We start from the raw sequence: 15,241 nt of genomic DNA, 5'->3' as shown, positions 1-15,241 counted from the left end.
TCCCCTTGTTACTTAATAAAGCCTTTATAAGAACGTTTAATAAGCTGTCCTTCGATCTGTTTCATCGTGTCTAATGCTACACCAACGACAATTAATAATCCAGTACCACCGATTTGAATAGCGGCAGGAAGCCCCATAAATCGAGTGAAGAATACCGGGATAATTGCTACAGTTGCTAGGAACAAAGCTCCAACAAACGTTAAACGGTATAAAATGCGTGTTAAGTACACTTGAGTTGTTTTACCGGGACGAATCCCTGGAACATAGCCACCTTGTTTTTTAAGGTTTTCAGCCATTTTTTCAGGATTGACCTGGATAAATGTGTAGAAGTACGTAAATCCAATGATCAACAATGCATACACAACCATACCAATTGGTTGAGTGTAATCAAACACTTGTACCACCCATGCAGCAAACGCGTTATCAGCTCCGAAGAATCCGGCAACCGTTGGTGGGAAAATAAAGAGAGACAATGCAAAGATAACCGGAATTACCCCTGCGCCATTCACTTTAAGTGGCAAGTGTGTAGATTGTCCACCTGCTGGACTACGACCAACTAAGCGTTTAGCGTATTGAACAGGAATCTTCCGTAGTGCTTGTTGAACAAAAATTACTCCAACGATAATCGCTAGTATAGCTAAGGCTAATAGTAGAAGGGAGACGATACTCAAGAATAACTGATCACCAGCATCTTGAATTTGCGTTGCATACAGCTGGTTAAGACCATTTGGTATACCCGCAGCAATACCTGCAAAGATAAGAATCGAAATCCCGTTCCCTACTCCCTGAGCAGTAATTTGTTCACCGAGCCACATAAGAAAAGCCGTTCCCGCTGTAAGAACAAGTGCAATAAACAAATAAGTAGAAATGCTTGGATTTGGAATTAACCCTGGAAAGAAAGAGTTAAAACCAACTGACATCCCTATAGCTTGAATAAATCCTAAAACGATCGTTCCATAACGGGTAAACTGTGCCAGCTTACGACGGCCAGCCTCCCCTTCTTTCGCCCACTCAGCAAACTTAGGTACAACATCCATCTGCAACAATTGAACAACAATCGATGCGGTGATGTATGGCATGATTCCCATTGCAAATATGGAGAAGTTACCGAGTGCTCCACCACCAAACGTGTTCAGAAAACCAAACGCATTTAGTTGATCGTGGAAATTCAGAACGTCACTGTTCGCCCCTGGTACAGGGATGAAGCTACCGATCCGAAAGACAACGAGCATGAGAAGGGTGAAAACAACCTTACGTCGTATGTCACCCACTCGAATAATGTTGGAGATCGTCCCGAACATTAAATCACCTCAGTTTTTCCGCCAGCAGCTTCGATTGCCTCTACTGCTGATGCAGAAAACTTGTGTGCCTTAACTGTCAAGTTCTTCTCAATCTTCCCGTTTCCAAGAATCTTAATTCCGAACTTAACGTTCTTTACTGTACCTGATTCAATAAGCAATTCTGGTGTTACCTCGGTACCTGCATCAAAACGGTTGAGCGTCTCAAGGTTAATCACTGTGAACTCCTTACGAGTCGGGTTTGTAAAGCCACGTTTTGGTAAACGACGATAAAGTGGATTTTGACCACCTTCGAAACCAGGACGAACGCCACCGCCAGAACGAGAGTTTTGACCTTTGTGACCTCTACCTGATGTCTTACCGTTACCAGAACCTATACCTCGACCTACGCGATTGCGTACTTTGCGAGATCCTTCTGTGGGCTTCAACTCATGAAGTTTCATATCGACACCTCCTCATGTATAAATTATGCTATTAAGCTTCGATTTCTTTTACTGTTAAAAGGTGAGATACCTTATTTACCATACCGCGAATCGCAGCGTTATCTGCTTGAACAACAGTTTGGTGCATCTTGCGAAGTCCAAGTGTGTTCACTGTAACGCGTTGGTCTTCCGGACGACCGATAAGACTACGAGTGAGGGTAATTTCTAATTTCTTAGCCATTGACGTTCCCTCCTTATCCTAACAGTTCTTCCACTGATTTACCGCGAAGTTTCGCAACTTCCTCAGCACGCTTAAGCTCTTTAAGTCCTTGCATAGTTGCACGAACCATGTTGATCGGGTTGTTAGAACCTAATGATTTAGATAGAATGTCACCTACACCAGCAAGTTCTAGTACCGCACGTACAGGACCACCAGCGATTACACCAGTACCTTCAGAAGCTGGTTTAAGTAATACGCGACCTGCTCCGAAGTGACCAACGACTTCGTGTGGAATTGATGTGCCAACAACTGGTACTTCAATTAGGTTTTTCTTTGCGTCTTCTACCGCTTTACGGATTGCTTCAGGAACTTCCTGAGCTTTACCCATACCAAATCCGACACTACCGTTCTTATCGCCAATTACAACTAATGCAGAAAAGCGGAAACGACGTCCACCTTTAACTACTTTAGCTACACGATTGACAGCTACTACTTTTTCTTCAAGTTCCAACGTATTAGGGTCAATACGACGCATTCGTTTTCCCTCCTTTGTTCTTTAGAATTGCAGACCAGCTTCACGAGCTGCATCCGCTAATGTTGCTACACGTCCGTGGTAGATATATCCTCCACGATCAAAGACAACTGTTGAATGTCCATTATCAACCGCACGTTTAGCGACAAGCTCACCAACAGCTTTAGCCGCTTCAATATTGCCACCGTTCTCAAGTTTAAGCTCTTTGTCTAAGCTAGAAGCTGAAGCAAGAGTTACACCATTTACATCATCGATAAGCTGTGCGTAAATGTGCTTTGAAGAACGGAAAACATTTAGACGTGGACGTTCAGGTGTTCCTGTAATCGCACGACGTACGTGAGCGTGTCTTTTCTTACGCGCCAAATTTTTACTAGGCTTCGTAATCATTGAACGTCATTCCTTTCCGTATGTTAATTATTTACCAGTCTTACCTTCTTTACGACGCACATACTCGCCTTCATAACGAATACCTTTACCTTTGTAAGGCTCAGGAAGACGTACTGAACGAATATTAGATGCAACTGCTCCAACGCGCTCTTTGTCGATACCTTTAACAATCACTTTCGTGTTTACCGGTACTTCGATTTCGATACCCGCCTCAGGAGTGATTTCAACTGGATGAGAGTAACCAACGTTAAGTACAAGCTTTGATCCTGACTTCGTTGCACGGTAACCTACCCCGATAAGCTCAAGCGCACGCTCGTAACCTTTCGTTACGCCCTCAACCATGTTATTGATCAAGCTGCGAGTAGTTCCGTGAAGAGCTTTATGCTCTTTGTTGTCAGAAGGACGCTCAACTGTAACTAGGCTCTCTTCTACATTGATTTTCATATCCTGGTGAAGATTACGTGAAAGTTCACCTTTAGGACCTTTAACCGTGATTAGTGTTCCGTCGAGTGTAATTGTTACACCAGCGGGAACCTCTACTGGTTTATTACCAATACGAGACATTCTTGTACACCTCCATTTCTTTCAAGGAACGTATTACCAAACGTATGCTAATACTTCTCCGCCGATTTGTTGTTGACGTGCTTCCTTGTCTGTTACTAGACCATTTGATGTTGATACTAGAGCAATACCTAAACCGCCTAATACACGTGGAATTTCGCCAGCTTTAGCATAGACACGTAGTCCAGGCTTACTAATACGTTTTAGACCAGTAATTACACGCACATTTGTAGCACCATATTTTAAGAAGATGCGAATAACACCTTGCTTGTTATCTTCGATATATTCAAAGTCACGAATGAAGCCTTCACGCTTAAGAATTTCAGCGATTTCTTTTTTTACCTTTGAAGCAGGTAACTCAAGCTTCTCGTGACGAACTGTGTTCGCATTACGAATACGAGTCAGCATATCTGCAATTGGATCTGTCATCACCATAGTTTTTACCTCCTTCCCGTTCTTGGGCTTACCAACTAGCTTTCTTCACACCAGGAATTTGCCCTTTGTGAGCAAGCTCTCTGAAGCAAATCCGGCAAAGTTTAAACTTACGCAATACTGAATGAGGACGACCACAACGTTCACAGCGAGTGTACTCTTGTACCTTGTACTTTTGTGTACGTTTTTGCTTTGCAATCATTGATTTCTTTGCCAAAGTTTTCCCTCCTCTTTGAAACGACTTTGATTATTTTTGAAATGGCATTCCCATTTGTGTTAATAATTCACGAGCTTCTTCGTCTGTATTCGCAGTTGTTACGATAACAACGTCCATACCCCGAACTTTATCCACTTTATCGTAATCAACTTCAGGGAAGATCAATTGCTCTTTAATACCTAATGTGTAGTTTCCACGACCGTCGAATGCTTTTTTAGAAACACCGCGGAAGTCACGTACACGTGGTAATGATACAGCAACTAACTTTTCAAGGAATTGGTACATACGCTCGCCACGAAGTGTTACTTTCGCACCGATAGGCATACCCTCACGAAGTTTGAAACCAGCAATTGATTTTTTAGCTTTAGTAATTAAAGGCTTTTGACCAGTAATACTAGCTAACTCTTCTACAGCTTTATCTAATGCTTTAGCGTTAGACACAGCATCACCAACACCCATGTTTACAACGATCTTTTCAAGCTTAGGTACCGCCATAACAGATGAGTAGTTGAACTTCTCTACTAGAGAAGGAACGATTTCAGTTGAATATTTCTCTTTTAATCGATTCATACGATTGACCTCCTTTCACACTCTGACTAGTTATCTAATAATTCGCCAGACTTCTTAGCAATACGTACTTTTTTTCCGTTCTCAACTTTGTGTCCTACACGTGTAGGTTCACTAGACTTAGGATCTAAAGGCATAACGTTTGAAGAATGAATTGGCGCCTCTTGATTCAAGATTCCACCTTGTGGGTTATCTTGAGATGGCTTTGCGTGTTTCTTCACAATGTTAATACCTTCTACAAGAACACGATTCTTCTTAGGAAATGCTTCTAAGATTACACCTTGTTTCCCTTTGTCTTTACCAGAGATGACCTTAACTGTGTCACCTTTTTTGACATGCATCTTCGCCATGTTCGCACCTCCTTGACAGGGCCTTCCGTTAATATCTATTAAAGAACTTCTGGAGCAAGAGACACAATCTTCATGAATTGGTTGTCACGAAGTTCACGTGCTACTGGTCCGAAAATACGCGTTCCGCGCGGGCTCTTATCGTCACGTACGATAACTGCTGCGTTCTCATCAAACTTGATGTATGAACCGTCATTACGACGTACACCACTCTTAGTGCGAACGATAACTGCTCTTACAACTTCACCCTTCTTGACAACGCCACCTGGTGTTGCTTGTTTCACAGAACAAACGATAACATCACCAACATTAGCTGTCTTACGACCAGAACCACCTAATACCTTAATACAAAGTACTTCACGAGCACCAGAGTTATCAGCAACTTTTAAACGGGATTCTTGTTGAATCATGCGATCTTACCTCCCTTCAATCGAGAACTTCTATTAAATAACTACCGATTCTTCTACGATTTCAACTAAGCGGAAACGTTTATCTTTTGAAAGTGGACGAGTCTCCATAATACGAACTAAATCTCCAGCTTTCGCAGCGTTTTCTTCATCATGCGCCTTTAACTTCTTCGAGTATTTTACGCGCTTTCCGTAAAGGCGATCTTTTTTGTATGTTTCAACAAGAACAGAAATTGTTTTATCCATTTTGTCTGAAACAACGCGCCCTGTATATACCTTACGTTGGTTGCGTTCCATTTAGCAAACCTCCTTTTTAGCCGTTGTTAATTCCAAGCTCACGTTCACGCAATACTGTCTTCGCACGAGCAATTGCTTTACGAACTTCACGAATGCGGGCTGGATTATCCAATTGACCAGTCGCTAGTTGAAAGCGAAGGTTGAACAACTCTTCTTTAAGCGATTTCGTCTTTTGCTCAATTTCAGCAGTGGTTAAGTTACGAATATCATTAGCTTTCATTTGCGTCACCACCCACTTCTTCGCGTTTTACGAATTTACATTTAATTGGTAATTTATGAGAAGCTAGGCGTAAAGCTTCACGAGCAACTTCTTCAGAAACACCAGAAATTTCAAACAAAACCTTACCAGGCTTAACTACAGCAACCCAGCCCTCAGGAGCACCTTTACCAGAACCCATTCGAACTTCAAGTGGCTTTGCAGTGAAAGGCTTAGATGGGAAGATCTTGATCCAAACTTTACCACCACGTTTCATATAACGTGTCATTGCAATACGCGCTGATTCAATCTGACGATTTGTAATCCAAGAAGCTTCAAGCGCTTGTAGACCGTACTCACCGAAATGTACTTCAGTACCACCTTTTGCACGACCACGCATCTTACCGCGGTGTTCGCGACGATATTTCACACGTTTTGGCATTAACATGATTAGTTGCCTCCTTCCTCTTTGTTCGTTCCTTTCGTTGGAAGGACTTCACCACGATAAATCCAGATCTTAATACCTAATTTACCGTAAGTAGTATCTGCTTCAGCTGTACCATAATCGATATCAGCACGAAGAGTGTGAAGTGGAACAGTTCCTTCGCTATAATGTTCTGAACGTGCAATATCAGCGCCACCAAGACGACCAGATACTTGAGTTTTAATACCTTTTGCACCTGAACGCATTGTACGTTGGATCGCTTGTTTCATAGCACGACGGAACGAAATACGATTTTCTAATTGACGAGCAATGTTTTCAGCAACTAATTTAGCATCTAAATCAGCTTGCTTCACTTCAAAAATGTTGATGTGAACGCGTTTGCCAGTTAATTCGTTAAGAGCTTTACGTAAAGCTTCAACTTCAGAACCGCCTTTTCCGATCACCATTCCTGGTTTAGCTGTAGAAACAGTTACGTTGACGCGGTTAGCAGCACGTTCGATTTCTACCTTAGACACAGAAGCATCTTTTAAGCGTTTTTCAATGTATTCACGGATCTTAATATCTTCGTGTAATAGATCAGCATAATCTTTCTCAGCGTACCATTTTGACTCCCAATCGCGGATAATACCAACTCGAAGTCCAGTAGGATTAATCTTTTGACCCACGCTTTATCCCTCCTTCTTTTCAGTTACAACCAATGTAATGTGGCTAGTGCGTTTGTTGATACGACTCGCACGTCCCATCGCACGTGGACGAAAACGTTTCAAAGTAATACCTTCATCAACATACGCTTCACTAATTACAAGATTGTTTGGCTCCATTTCATAGTTATGCTCAGCATTCGCAATTGCAGAGTTTAGAAGCTTTTCTACAACAGGTGAACCAGCTTTTGGTGTGTGACGTAGAATTGCAATCGCCTCACCTACTTGCTTTCCACGAATCAAGTCAACAACTAAACGCACTTTACGAGGAGCAATACGCACTTGTTTTGCTACAGCTTTAGCTTGCATGGATAGGACCTCCTCTCTAACTTACCTTAACGTCTTGTTTTCTTATCATCAGCATGACCTTTGTACGTACGCGTAGGTGCAAACTCACCAAGTTTGTGTCCTACCATGTCTTCAGAAATATAAACTGGAACATGTTTACGGCCATCATATACTGCGATAGTGTGCCCGATGAACTCAGGGAAAATCGTTGAACGACGAGACCAAGTTTTGATCACTTTTTTGTCATCAGTTTCATTGTGAGCTTCTACTTTTTTCATTAGATGATCATCAACGAAAGGTCCTTTTTTCAAACTACGACCCATGAGAAAACCTCCCTTCGTGATTAGCCACGGTTCTTCACAAAGAACCGTAGTCAAATCCCGTTATTTTTTACGACGACGTACAATGTGTTTGTCAGACGCTTTGTTCTTCTTACGAGTTTTGTAACCAAGTGTTGGTTTACCCCAAGGAGACATTGGAGACTTACGTCCGATTGGTGATTTACCTTCACCACCACCGTGTGGGTGATCGTTCGGGTTCATTACAGATCCACGAACAGTTGGGCGTTTACCTAACCAACGTGAACGACCTGCTTTACCAATGTTAATAAGTTCGTGTTCTACGTTACCTACTTGACCAATTGTCGCACGACAAGTAGCAAGGATGTAGCGAGTCTCACCAGAGTTAAGACGTACTAATACATAATCTCCTTCTTTACCAAGAAGTTGAGCTTCTGTACCAGCAGAGCGAACTAACTGTCCACCTTTACCAGGCTTAAGTTCGATGTTATGAATTATTGTACCAACAGGGATGTTTTTAAGTGGTAACGCGTTACCTACTTTGATATCCGCTTCTGTACCAGATTCAAGAACCATGTCAACTTTAAGGCCTTTTGGTGCTAAGATGTAACGCTTTTCACCATCAGCATAGAAAATTAGTGCGATGTTAGCAGAACGGTTTGGATCGTATTCGATCGTAGCAACGCGTCCTGGAATTCCATCTTTATTACGTTTGAAGTCAATAACACGGTATTGACGTTTGTGTCCGCCACCTTGGTGACGTACAGTTAATTTACCTTGGTTGTTACGTCCGCCTTTATTGTGTAAAGGAGCAAGTAACGACTTTTCCGGCTTGTCAGTAGTAATTTCCGCAAAATCAGATACGGTCATACCACGACGACCGGCACTGGTCGGTTTATACTTTTTAATCGCCATGTTCAGTTCCCTCCTTCGCTTTTAAACTTAGACACCTTCGAAGAATTCGAATTCTTTGCTCTCAGGTGTTAATGTAACGATGGCTTTTTTACGACGAGCTGTATAACCCGTGTAACGTCCAAATCGCTTAGACTTACCTTTATAGTTCATTGTGTTAACGTTAGCAACCTTAATTTCAAAGATCTCTTCTAAAGCATCTTTGATTTGAGTTTTATTAGCACGAACGTCTACTTCAAATGTGTATTTCTTATCAGCCATAAGGTCTGTAGAACGTTCAGTAATTACGGGGCGCTTAATGATATCACGAGCGTTTGACATTACGCAAGCACCTCCTCTACTTTTGCAACTGCGTCTTTAGTGATGACAAGCTTATCATGCTTCAGCACATCAAGAACGTTGACTCCTTCTGCGGTAACGAATGTTACACCAGGAAGATTACGTGTAGATAATGCAACTGTTTCATTGTAATCAGCTGTCACTACAAGCGCTTTGCGATCAACAGAAAGGCTTGATAATACAGATGCCATTTCTTTTGTTTTTGGAGCGTCTAGTTGTAGGTTGTCTAATACAACGATTTCTGCTGCTTGCAATTTGCTAGCTAAAGCAGATTTGATTGCAAGACGACGAACTTTCTTAGGAAGCTTGTAGCTATAGCTACGTGGTGTTGGTCCGAAGACTACTCCACCGCCTACCCATTGTGGTGAACGGATCGAACCTTGACGTGCGCGACCTGTTCCCTTTTGACGCCATGGCTTACGACCACCACCACGTACTTCAGAACGTCCTTTAGTTTTGTGTGTTCCTTGACGTAGAGATGCTTGTTGCATGATCACTGCGTCATGAAGCACACTTTTGTTTGGCTCAATGCCAAAGATCGAATCAGATAATTCGATATCTCCTACTTGTGAACCAGCTTGGTTAAATACTGCTACTTTCGGCATGATGTGTCCTCCTTTCTTTCAATCTTTATTTTGCTTTAACCGCACTTTGAACAGTTATATAGCTTTTCTTAGCACCAGGAACATTCCCTTTTACTAAAAGAAGATTACGTTCTGTATCAACTTTTACGATTTCAAGATTTTGAACTGTAACTGTTTCTCCACCCATGCGACCAGGTAATAGTTTACCTTTGAATACACGGTTAGGAGCAACAGGACCCATCGAACCTGGGCGACGGTGGTAACGTGAACCATGGGACATCGGTCCGCGAGATTGGTTATGACGCTTAATAGCACCTTGGAAACCTTTCCCTTTAGATGTTCCTGTTACGTCTACTACGTCTCCAGCTGTAAATGTGTCAACTTTAACTTCGCTGCCTACTTCAATAGAAGCGTCGAAGTTACGGATTTCCTTCATGAAGCGCTTAGGAGCTGTGTTAGCTTTTGCAGCATGTCCTTCTTGAGGTTTGTTTGTATTTGATTTCTTCTGGTCAGCGAAGCCTAATTGACTTGCTTCGTAGCCATCAGATTCAACAGTTTTTTGTTGAAGAACCACGTTTGGCTCAGCTTCAATAACTGTTACTGGAATGACTTCACCATTCTCAGCAAATACTTGTGTCATACCGATTTTTCTACCTAAGATTCCTTTAGTCATCCGTTACACCTCCTATAAATAACTCATTTTTTGTTTGCCATTTTTTTATCATATACTATCAAATGAATACTTCTATTCATTTATAATGCTTACTTATTAAAGTTTGATCTCGATGTCTACGCCAGACGGTAAATCCAAACGCATAAGAGCATCCACAGTTTGTGGTGTTGGATTCACGATATCGATCAAACGTTTGTGTGTACGCATCTCGAACTGCTCACGAGAATCTTTGTACTTGTGAACCGCACGAAGAACTGTGTATACCGACTTCTCAGTTGGAAGTGGAATTGGACCAGATACAGTAGCACCTGAACGCTTTGCAGTGTCAACAATCTTTTCTGCTGATTGATCTATAACACGGTGATCATACGCTTTTAAGCGAATGCGAATCTTTTGCTTTGCCATTATAGCCCCTCCTTTATCGTCCATTTTATAAACAGACATACTCCGTGAAAATTTCCTACTCCCTGCCATGGCAAAGGGGCCGGGTGTATCAGCAACCTTCCACATCATCGCTGTCAGTGACCAACATTTAATACTCTAATTGAATTTCTAAAAGAAATCAAGTAAATATCGTTATGTCGAGCACACTTCTATTATTATAACGATTGATAGCCAATATTGCAAGGTTTTTTTAAAAACATTTTACATAAAAAGAAAGCATCTTGGTTACCCAAGATGCTTCCTTAGGAAGTAATTGATTACTTCGTGATTTTTGCTACGACACCAGCACCAACAGTACGTCCACCCTCACGGATAGAGAACTTAGTACCTTCTTCGATAGCGATTGGTGAAATTAATTCAACAGTCATTTCGATGTTGTCACCAGGCATTACCATCTCAACGCCTTCTGGAAGATGGATAATTCCAGTTACGTCAGTTGTACGGAAGTAGAACTGAGGACGGTAGTTAGAGAAGAATGGAGTGTGACGTCCACCCTCTTCTTTTGATAAAACATAAACTTCAGCTTTGAAGTTTGTGTGAGGAGTGATTGTACCTGGCTTAGCAAGTACTTGTCCACGTTGAACTTGATCACGTGAAACCCCACGAAGAAGTGCACCAATGTTGTCGCCAGCTTCAGCGTAATCAAGAAGCTTACGGAACATTTCTACTCCTGTACAAGTTGTAGAAGTAGGCTCTTCAGATAAACCGATGATGTCGATTACGTCACCAACATTAAGTTGACCACGCTCTACACGACCAGTAGCAACCGTACCACGACCAGTAATTGAGAATACATCCTCAACTGGCATCATGAAAGGCTTTTCTTTATCGCGCTCTGGAGTAGGGATGTAATCATCTACTGCAGCCATAAGTTCGATAATTTTTTCTTCGTAAGCTTCGTCACCTTCAAGTGCTTTAAGAGCTGAACCTTGGACAACAGGAATATCGTCACCAGGGAAGTCATACTCAGAAAGAAGGTCACGTACTTCCATTTCTACTAATTCAAGTAGCTCTTCGTCATCTACCATGTCACATTTGTTTAAGAATACAACAAGGTAAGGTACACCTACTTGACGAGATAGAAGGATGTGCTCACGAGTTTGTGGCATTGGACCATCAGCAGCAGATACTACTAAGATACCACCATCCATTTGTGCAGCACCAGTGATCATGTTTTTAACATAATCGGCGTGACCTGGACAGTCAACGTGTGCATAGTGACGGTGTTCAGTTTCGTACTCAACGTGTGCAGTAGAGATTGTAATCCCACGCTCACGCTCTTCTGGAGCACCATCGATAGCGTCATACGCCATTGCAGCACCTTTACCAGAACGTTTAGCTAAAACAGTTGTGATTGCAGCTGTTAAAGTTGTTTTACCATGGTCAACGTGTCCAATAGTACCGATATTGGCATGTGTTTTGGAGCGATCAAATTTTTCTTTACCCATGATTCATTTCCTCCCTTAATTGAACAATTCAAAGTTTTTTTATGAATAAGAAAGGTGCCATACTCATACTTGAATATCACCTTTCTTAGCTTACAACAATTTGTTACATGAAACAATTACAAATGGAGATTATTCTCCGCTACGCTTTTTAATAATCTCTTCTGCAACACTCTTTGGCACTTCTTCATAGTGATCAAAGAACATTGAGTACGTTCCGCGTCCTTGTGTACGAGAGCGTAGTGAAGTTGCATAACCGAACATTTCTGCTAATGGAACAAACGCTTTAACTGTTTGTGCGTTACCGCGAGCTTCCATACCATCTACGCGTCCACGACGTGCTGTAACGTCACCCATTACATCACCCATGTACTCTTCAGGAATAACAACTTCTACTTTCATTAATGGTTCAAGTAGAACTGGTCTACACTTTGATTTAGCATTTTTAAGTGCCATTGAAGCAGCAATCTTAAACGCCATCTCACTTGAATCGACATCATGGTATGAACCATCATAAAGCTTAGCTTTAATATCGATTACAGGGTAACCAGCAACCATACCGTTACCAAGTGATTCAGAGATACCTTGTTCAACAGAACCGATGTATTCACGAGGAACTGATCCACCAACGACTGCATTTTCGAACTCGAAACCTGCGCCTTCTTCGTTAGGAGAGAATTCAACCCATACGTGACCGAATTGACCACGACCACCAGACTGACGAACAAACTTACCTTCAACTTTAGCCGTTTCACGGATTGTTTCACGGTAAGATACTTGAGGAGCACCTACATTAGCCTCTACTTTAAACTCACGTTTCATGCGGTCAACAATGATGTCAAGGTGAAGCTCACCCATACCAGAGATAATTGTTTGACCAGTTTCTTCGTTTGTTTCAGTATGGAAAGTAGGATCTTCCTCTGCAAGCTTAGCTAAAGCCATACCCATCTTATCTTGGTCTGCCTTAGACTTAGGCTCAACAGATAATGAAATAACCGGCTCTGGGAAATCCATAGACTCAAGAATAACTAGATTCTTTTCATCACATAGAGTGTCACCAGTCGTTGTATCTTTAAGTCCAACAGCGGCAGCGATATCACCTGAGTAAACCGTTGCAATTTCCTCACGAGAATTTGCATGCATTTGAAGGATACGACCAACACGCTCACGCTTATCTTTTGTTGAGTTTCTAATATATGAACCTGAATCAAGCGTACCAGAGTACACACGGAAGAAGGTTAACTTACCTACGAATGGGTCAGTCATAACTTTGAACGCAAGAGCAGAGAACGGATTCTCGTCACCAGGCTCACGAATCATTTCCTCATCCGAATCAGGAACTGTACCTTTAATTGGAGGCACATCTAATGGTGATGGTAGGTAATCAAGTACCGCATCAAGCATTAATTGAACACCTTTGTTTTTGAAAGCAGAACCACAGATAACTGGGTAGAATTCAACATCACAAGTTCCTTTACGAATTGCAGCCTTAAGCTCTTCCTTCGTTAACTGTTCGCCCTCTAAGTACTTCATCATAAGTTCTTCATCTAGCTCAGCAGCTGCTTCAACTAGTTTCTCATGATACTCTTGAGCTTGTTCTTTGTATTCTTCTGGAATTTCTTGTGCGTCAGTACGAGTACCTAAGTCATCCTCATAGAAGTATGCAACCATGTCAATGAGATCAATGATACCATTGAAATCTTCTTCCGCACCAATTGGTAATTGGATTGGATGTGCATTAGCATGAAGACGATCATGCATCGTTCCAACAGAATACAAGAAGTCTGCACCAGTCTTGTCCATTTTGTTAACAAAGACAACACGAGGTACACCATAAGTTGTTGCTTGACGCCATACTGTTTCTGTTTGCGGTTCAACACCAGATTGCGCATCAAGTACCGCTACAGCACCATCAAGTACACGTAATGAACGTTCAACCTCAACTGTGAAGTCTACGTGTCCAGGTGTATCGATGATGTTAATACGATGCCCTTTCCATTGAGCCGTTGTAGCAGCAGAAGTGATTGTGATACCACGCTCTTGCTCCTGTGCCATCCAGTCCATCTGTGAAGCACCTTCGTGCGTTTCACCAATTTTGTGGATACGACCTGTGTAAAAAAGTACGCGCTCAGTAGTAGTTGTTTTACCAGCATCGATGTGGGCCATGATACCGATATTACGCGTATTATTTAAGGAGAACTCTCTTGCCATGGGGTCTTTCTCCTTCCTATTTCATGCGTTTTATTTAATAAGAATATAATCTTACCAACGGTAGTGAGCAAACGCTTTGTTCGCTTCTGCCATTTTGTGAGTATCTTCACGCTTCTTAACTGCAGAACCTGCATTGTTAGCAGCATCAAGAATTTCGTTAGCTAAACGCTCTTCCATCGTTTTTTCTCCACGAAGACGTGAGTAGTTTACTAACCAGCGAAGACCTAAAGTCGTACGACGCTCAGGCTTAACTTCAATCGGCACTTGATAGTTTGCACCACCAACACGACGAGCTTTAACTTCAAGAACAGGCATAATGTTCTTAAGCGCTTGATCGAATACTTCCATAGGGTCTTTTCCACTACGTTCTTTCACTAGTTCAAAAGCATTATATAGGATTGTTTGAGCAACCCCACGCTTTCCATCAACCATAATACGGTTGATTAGACGTGTAACTAGTTTTGAATTATACATAGGATCTGGTAATACATCGCGACGAGTAACTGGACCTTTACGAGGCATTGTTTCCCCTCCTTTCAACATTTAAACAATTATTTTTATTACTTTTTAGCTTTTGGACGCTTAGTACCATACTTAGAACGTCCTTGCATGCGATCTTGAACACCTGCTGTGTCAAGTGCGCCACGAACGATGTGGTAACGTACTCCTGGTAAATCTTTCACTCGTCCTCCACGGATAAGAACAACACTGTGTTCTTGAAGGTTGTGTCCGATTCCTGGGATGTACGCCGTTACCTCAATTTGGTTCGTTAAACGAACACGTGCATATTTACGAAGAGCCGAGTTCGGTTTCTTCGGAGTCATTGTACCAACACGAGTACAAACACCACGCTTCTGTGGAGAAGATAGGTTAGTTTGGTTTTTCTTGAAACTATTGTACCCTTTGTTAAGTGCTGGTGAATCTGAATTTCTAACTTTAGCAACGCGTCCTTTACGGATTAGTTGATTAATAGTAGGCATATTTTGTCCTCCTCTCTTTTATAAAAGTAAGACCACT

26 protein-coding genes are annotated in these 15,241 nt (G+C 41.9%); all 26 read right to left on the bottom strand.

The annotated features are described in order from the left end of the window. Positions 1 to 8 precede the first annotated feature (8 nt). Entirely contained in the window at positions 9 to 1,301 is a 1,293-nt protein-coding gene (secY, locus tag CDZ88_RS15990; RefSeq protein WP_100374461.1) for a preprotein translocase subunit SecY, read from the bottom strand. Then, positions 1,301 to 1,741 (bottom strand): 50S ribosomal protein L15, encoded by a 441-nt coding sequence (gene rplO, locus CDZ88_RS15985; protein ID WP_100374460.1) that lies wholly within the window; start codon positions 1,739 to 1,741, stop codon positions 1,301 to 1,303. The genes secY and rplO overlap by 1 nt, the downstream gene beginning before the upstream one ends. 31 nt (positions 1,742 to 1,772) lie before the next feature. Continuing rightward, positions 1,773 to 1,961 carry a 50S ribosomal protein L30 gene (gene rpmD, locus CDZ88_RS15980; RefSeq protein ID WP_047990177.1) on the bottom strand — a complete coding sequence of 63 codons (189 nt, stop codon included), beginning with the start codon at positions 1,959 to 1,961 and terminating at the stop codon, positions 1,773 to 1,775. Positions 1,962 to 1,974: 13 nt separating this feature from the next. Next, positions 1,975 to 2,475 carry a 30S ribosomal protein S5 gene (gene rpsE / locus CDZ88_RS15975; RefSeq protein WP_100374459.1) on the bottom strand — a complete coding sequence of 167 codons (501 nt, stop codon included), beginning with the start codon at positions 2,473 to 2,475 and terminating at the stop codon, positions 1,975 to 1,977. 21 nt (positions 2,476 to 2,496) lie between these two features. Continuing rightward, complete coding sequence (gene rplR / locus CDZ88_RS15970) at positions 2,497 to 2,859, bottom strand: 50S ribosomal protein L18 (protein WP_100374458.1); 363 nt, start codon at positions 2,857 to 2,859, stop codon at positions 2,497 to 2,499. Between the two features lie 27 nt (positions 2,860 to 2,886). Continuing rightward, positions 2,887 to 3,423, bottom strand: coding sequence for a 50S ribosomal protein L6 (gene rplF / locus CDZ88_RS15965; protein ID WP_100374457.1), 537 nt, complete (start codon positions 3,421 to 3,423; stop codon positions 2,887 to 2,889). 33 nt (positions 3,424 to 3,456) lie between these two features. Then, positions 3,457 to 3,855 carry a 30S ribosomal protein S8 gene (gene rpsH, locus CDZ88_RS15960; RefSeq protein ID WP_100374456.1) on the bottom strand — a complete coding sequence of 133 codons (399 nt, stop codon included), beginning with the start codon at positions 3,853 to 3,855 and terminating at the stop codon, positions 3,457 to 3,459. Between the two features lie 28 nt (positions 3,856 to 3,883). Continuing rightward, complete coding sequence (locus CDZ88_RS15955) at positions 3,884 to 4,069, bottom strand: type Z 30S ribosomal protein S14 (protein WP_012957149.1); 186 nt, start codon at positions 4,067 to 4,069, stop codon at positions 3,884 to 3,886. Positions 4,070 to 4,099: 30 nt separating this feature from the next. Beyond that, positions 4,100 to 4,639, bottom strand: a complete 540-nt coding sequence (gene rplE, locus CDZ88_RS15950) for a 50S ribosomal protein L5 (protein WP_100374455.1) — start codon at positions 4,637 to 4,639, stop codon at positions 4,100 to 4,102. Between the two features lie 26 nt (positions 4,640 to 4,665). After that, positions 4,666 to 4,977: a 50S ribosomal protein L24 gene (gene rplX, locus CDZ88_RS15945; protein WP_100374734.1), complete on the bottom strand. Its 312-nt coding sequence runs from the start codon at positions 4,975 to 4,977 to the stop codon at positions 4,666 to 4,668. Positions 4,978 to 5,024: 47 nt separating this feature from the next. After that, positions 5,025 to 5,393, bottom strand: a complete 369-nt coding sequence (rplN, locus tag CDZ88_RS15940; protein WP_100374454.1) for a 50S ribosomal protein L14 — start codon at positions 5,391 to 5,393, stop codon at positions 5,025 to 5,027. A 33-nt stretch (positions 5,394 to 5,426) separates the two neighbouring features. Beyond that, positions 5,427 to 5,687: a 30S ribosomal protein S17 gene (gene rpsQ, locus CDZ88_RS15935; RefSeq protein WP_100374453.1), complete on the bottom strand. Its 261-nt coding sequence runs from the start codon at positions 5,685 to 5,687 to the stop codon at positions 5,427 to 5,429. 16 nt (positions 5,688 to 5,703) lie between these two features. Continuing rightward, positions 5,704 to 5,907 carry a 50S ribosomal protein L29 gene (rpmC, locus tag CDZ88_RS15930; RefSeq protein WP_003322618.1) on the bottom strand — a complete coding sequence of 68 codons (204 nt, stop codon included), beginning with the start codon at positions 5,905 to 5,907 and terminating at the stop codon, positions 5,704 to 5,706. Then, positions 5,897 to 6,331: a 50S ribosomal protein L16 gene (gene rplP / locus CDZ88_RS15925; RefSeq protein WP_100374452.1), complete on the bottom strand. Its 435-nt coding sequence runs from the start codon at positions 6,329 to 6,331 to the stop codon at positions 5,897 to 5,899. Before rplP ends, rpmC begins: the two co-directional genes overlap by 11 nt. Before the next feature lie 2 nt (positions 6,332 to 6,333). Continuing rightward, positions 6,334 to 6,993: a 30S ribosomal protein S3 gene (gene rpsC, locus CDZ88_RS15920; protein WP_100374451.1), complete on the bottom strand. Its 660-nt coding sequence runs from the start codon at positions 6,991 to 6,993 to the stop codon at positions 6,334 to 6,336. Positions 6,994 to 6,996: 3 nt separating this feature from the next. After that, complete coding sequence (gene rplV / locus CDZ88_RS15915) at positions 6,997 to 7,338, bottom strand: 50S ribosomal protein L22 (protein ID WP_100374450.1); 342 nt, start codon at positions 7,336 to 7,338, stop codon at positions 6,997 to 6,999. 26 nt (positions 7,339 to 7,364) lie between these two features. Beyond that, the gene (rpsS, locus tag CDZ88_RS15910; protein WP_100374449.1) at positions 7,365 to 7,640 is read right to left on the bottom strand and encodes a 30S ribosomal protein S19; all 276 of its coding nucleotides are present in this window, start codon (positions 7,638 to 7,640) and stop codon (positions 7,365 to 7,367) included. Between the two features lie 60 nt (positions 7,641 to 7,700). Further along, positions 7,701 to 8,531, bottom strand: coding sequence for a 50S ribosomal protein L2 (gene rplB / locus CDZ88_RS15905; protein WP_100374448.1), 831 nt, complete (start codon positions 8,529 to 8,531; stop codon positions 7,701 to 7,703). A 27-nt stretch (positions 8,532 to 8,558) separates the two neighbouring features. Continuing rightward, positions 8,559 to 8,849 (bottom strand): 50S ribosomal protein L23, encoded by a 291-nt coding sequence (gene rplW / locus CDZ88_RS15900; RefSeq protein ID WP_100374447.1) that lies wholly within the window; start codon positions 8,847 to 8,849, stop codon positions 8,559 to 8,561. Beyond that, positions 8,849 to 9,472, bottom strand: a complete 624-nt coding sequence (gene rplD / locus CDZ88_RS15895; protein WP_100374446.1) for a 50S ribosomal protein L4 — start codon at positions 9,470 to 9,472, stop codon at positions 8,849 to 8,851. Before rplD ends, rplW begins: the two co-directional genes overlap by 1 nt. A gap of 25 nt (positions 9,473 to 9,497) precedes the next feature. After that, positions 9,498 to 10,124 carry a 50S ribosomal protein L3 gene (gene rplC / locus CDZ88_RS15890; RefSeq protein WP_100374445.1) on the bottom strand — a complete coding sequence of 209 codons (627 nt, stop codon included), beginning with the start codon at positions 10,122 to 10,124 and terminating at the stop codon, positions 9,498 to 9,500. Between the two features lie 96 nt (positions 10,125 to 10,220). After that, a complete protein-coding gene (gene rpsJ / locus CDZ88_RS15885) occupies positions 10,221 to 10,529 on the bottom strand; it encodes a 30S ribosomal protein S10 (protein WP_100374444.1) in 309 nt (102 codons plus the stop codon). Positions 10,530 to 10,825: 296 nt separating this feature from the next. Further along, the gene (gene tuf, locus CDZ88_RS15880; RefSeq protein WP_100374443.1) at positions 10,826 to 12,016 is read right to left on the bottom strand and encodes an elongation factor Tu; all 1,191 of its coding nucleotides are present in this window, start codon (positions 12,014 to 12,016) and stop codon (positions 10,826 to 10,828) included. A 129-nt stretch (positions 12,017 to 12,145) separates the two neighbouring features. Further along, a complete protein-coding gene (gene fusA, locus CDZ88_RS15875) occupies positions 12,146 to 14,224 on the bottom strand; it encodes an elongation factor G (protein ID WP_100374442.1) in 2,079 nt (692 codons plus the stop codon). Between the two features lie 51 nt (positions 14,225 to 14,275). Then, the gene (gene rpsG, locus CDZ88_RS15870) at positions 14,276 to 14,746 is read right to left on the bottom strand and encodes a 30S ribosomal protein S7 (protein WP_100374441.1); all 471 of its coding nucleotides are present in this window, start codon (positions 14,744 to 14,746) and stop codon (positions 14,276 to 14,278) included. A gap of 38 nt (positions 14,747 to 14,784) precedes the next feature. Then, the gene (gene rpsL, locus CDZ88_RS15865) at positions 14,785 to 15,204 is read right to left on the bottom strand and encodes a 30S ribosomal protein S12 (protein ID WP_100374440.1); all 420 of its coding nucleotides are present in this window, start codon (positions 15,202 to 15,204) and stop codon (positions 14,785 to 14,787) included. Positions 15,205 to 15,241: the final 37 nt, after the last annotated feature.

It is taken from the genome of Bacillus sp. FJAT-45037, from assembly GCF_002797325.1.
GTDB lineage: Bacteria > Bacillota > Bacilli > Bacillales > Bacillaceae_D > Alkalihalophilus.
The sequence above is the reverse complement of the archived record's forward strand: the minus strand, read 5'-3'. Positions and strand labels throughout refer to the sequence as shown.

Bases quoted from the DNA above. Each gene is read 5' to 3' on its own strand.
- rplW (WP_100374447.1), bottom strand. From the start codon at position 8,849: ATGTCAAACGCTCGTGATATCATTAAGCGCCCCGTAATTACTGAACGT.
- rplR (WP_100374458.1), bottom strand. From the start codon at position 2,859: ATGATTACGAAGCCTAGTAAAAATTTGGCGCGTAAGAAAAGACACGCT.
- rplO (WP_100374460.1), bottom strand. From the start codon at position 1,741: ATGAAACTTCATGAGTTGAAGCCCACAGAAGGATCTCGCAAAGTACGC.
- rplN (WP_100374454.1), bottom strand. From the start codon at position 5,393: ATGATTCAACAAGAATCCCGTTTAAAAGTTGCTGATAACTCTGGTGCT.
- rplP (WP_100374452.1), bottom strand. From the start codon at position 6,331: ATGTTAATGCCAAAACGTGTGAAATATCGTCGCGAACACCGCGGTAAG.
- rpsG (WP_100374441.1), bottom strand. From the start codon at position 14,746: ATGCCTCGTAAAGGTCCAGTTACTCGTCGCGATGTATTACCAGATCCT.
- rpmC (WP_003322618.1), bottom strand. From the start codon at position 5,907: ATGAAAGCTAATGATATTCGTAACTTAACCACTGCTGAAATTGAGCAA.
- rpsS (WP_100374449.1), bottom strand. From the start codon at position 7,640: ATGGGTCGTAGTTTGAAAAAAGGACCTTTCGTTGATGATCATCTAATG.
- rplX (WP_100374734.1), bottom strand. From the start codon at position 4,977: ATGCATGTCAAAAAAGGTGACACAGTTAAGGTCATCTCTGGTAAAGAC.
- rplF (WP_100374457.1), bottom strand. From the start codon at position 3,423: ATGTCTCGTATTGGTAATAAACCAGTAGAGGTTCCCGCTGGTGTAACA.
- tuf (WP_100374443.1), bottom strand. From the start codon at position 12,016: ATGGGTAAAGAAAAATTTGATCGCTCCAAAACACATGCCAATATCGGT.
- rplV (WP_100374450.1), bottom strand. From the start codon at position 7,338: ATGCAAGCTAAAGCTGTAGCAAAACAAGTGCGTATTGCTCCTCGTAAA.
- fusA (WP_100374442.1), bottom strand. From the start codon at position 14,224: ATGGCAAGAGAGTTCTCCTTAAATAATACGCGTAATATCGGTATCATG.
- secY (WP_100374461.1), bottom strand. From the start codon at position 1,301: ATGTTCGGGACGATCTCCAACATTATTCGAGTGGGTGACATACGACGT.
- rpsQ (WP_100374453.1), bottom strand. From the start codon at position 5,687: ATGGAACGCAACCAACGTAAGGTATATACAGGGCGCGTTGTTTCAGAC.
- rplC (WP_100374445.1), bottom strand. From the start codon at position 10,124: ATGACTAAAGGAATCTTAGGTAGAAAAATCGGTATGACACAAGTATTT.
- rpsJ (WP_100374444.1), bottom strand. From the start codon at position 10,529: ATGGCAAAGCAAAAGATTCGCATTCGCTTAAAAGCGTATGATCACCGT.
- rpmD (WP_047990177.1), bottom strand. From the start codon at position 1,961: ATGGCTAAGAAATTAGAAATTACCCTCACTCGTAGTCTTATCGGTCGT.
- rplB (WP_100374448.1), bottom strand. From the start codon at position 8,531: ATGGCGATTAAAAAGTATAAACCGACCAGTGCCGGTCGTCGTGGTATG.
- rpsE (WP_100374459.1), bottom strand. From the start codon at position 2,475: ATGCGTCGTATTGACCCTAATACGTTGGAACTTGAAGAAAAAGTAGTA.
- rplD (WP_100374446.1), bottom strand. From the start codon at position 9,472: ATGCCGAAAGTAGCAGTATTTAACCAAGCTGGTTCACAAGTAGGAGAT.
- rplE (WP_100374455.1), bottom strand. From the start codon at position 4,639: ATGAATCGATTAAAAGAGAAATATTCAACTGAAATCGTTCCTTCTCTA.
- rpsH (WP_100374456.1), bottom strand. From the start codon at position 3,855: ATGGTGATGACAGATCCAATTGCAGATATGCTGACTCGTATTCGTAAT.
- rpsL (WP_100374440.1), bottom strand. From the start codon at position 15,204: ATGCCTACTATTAATCAACTAATCCGTAAAGGACGCGTTGCTAAAGTT.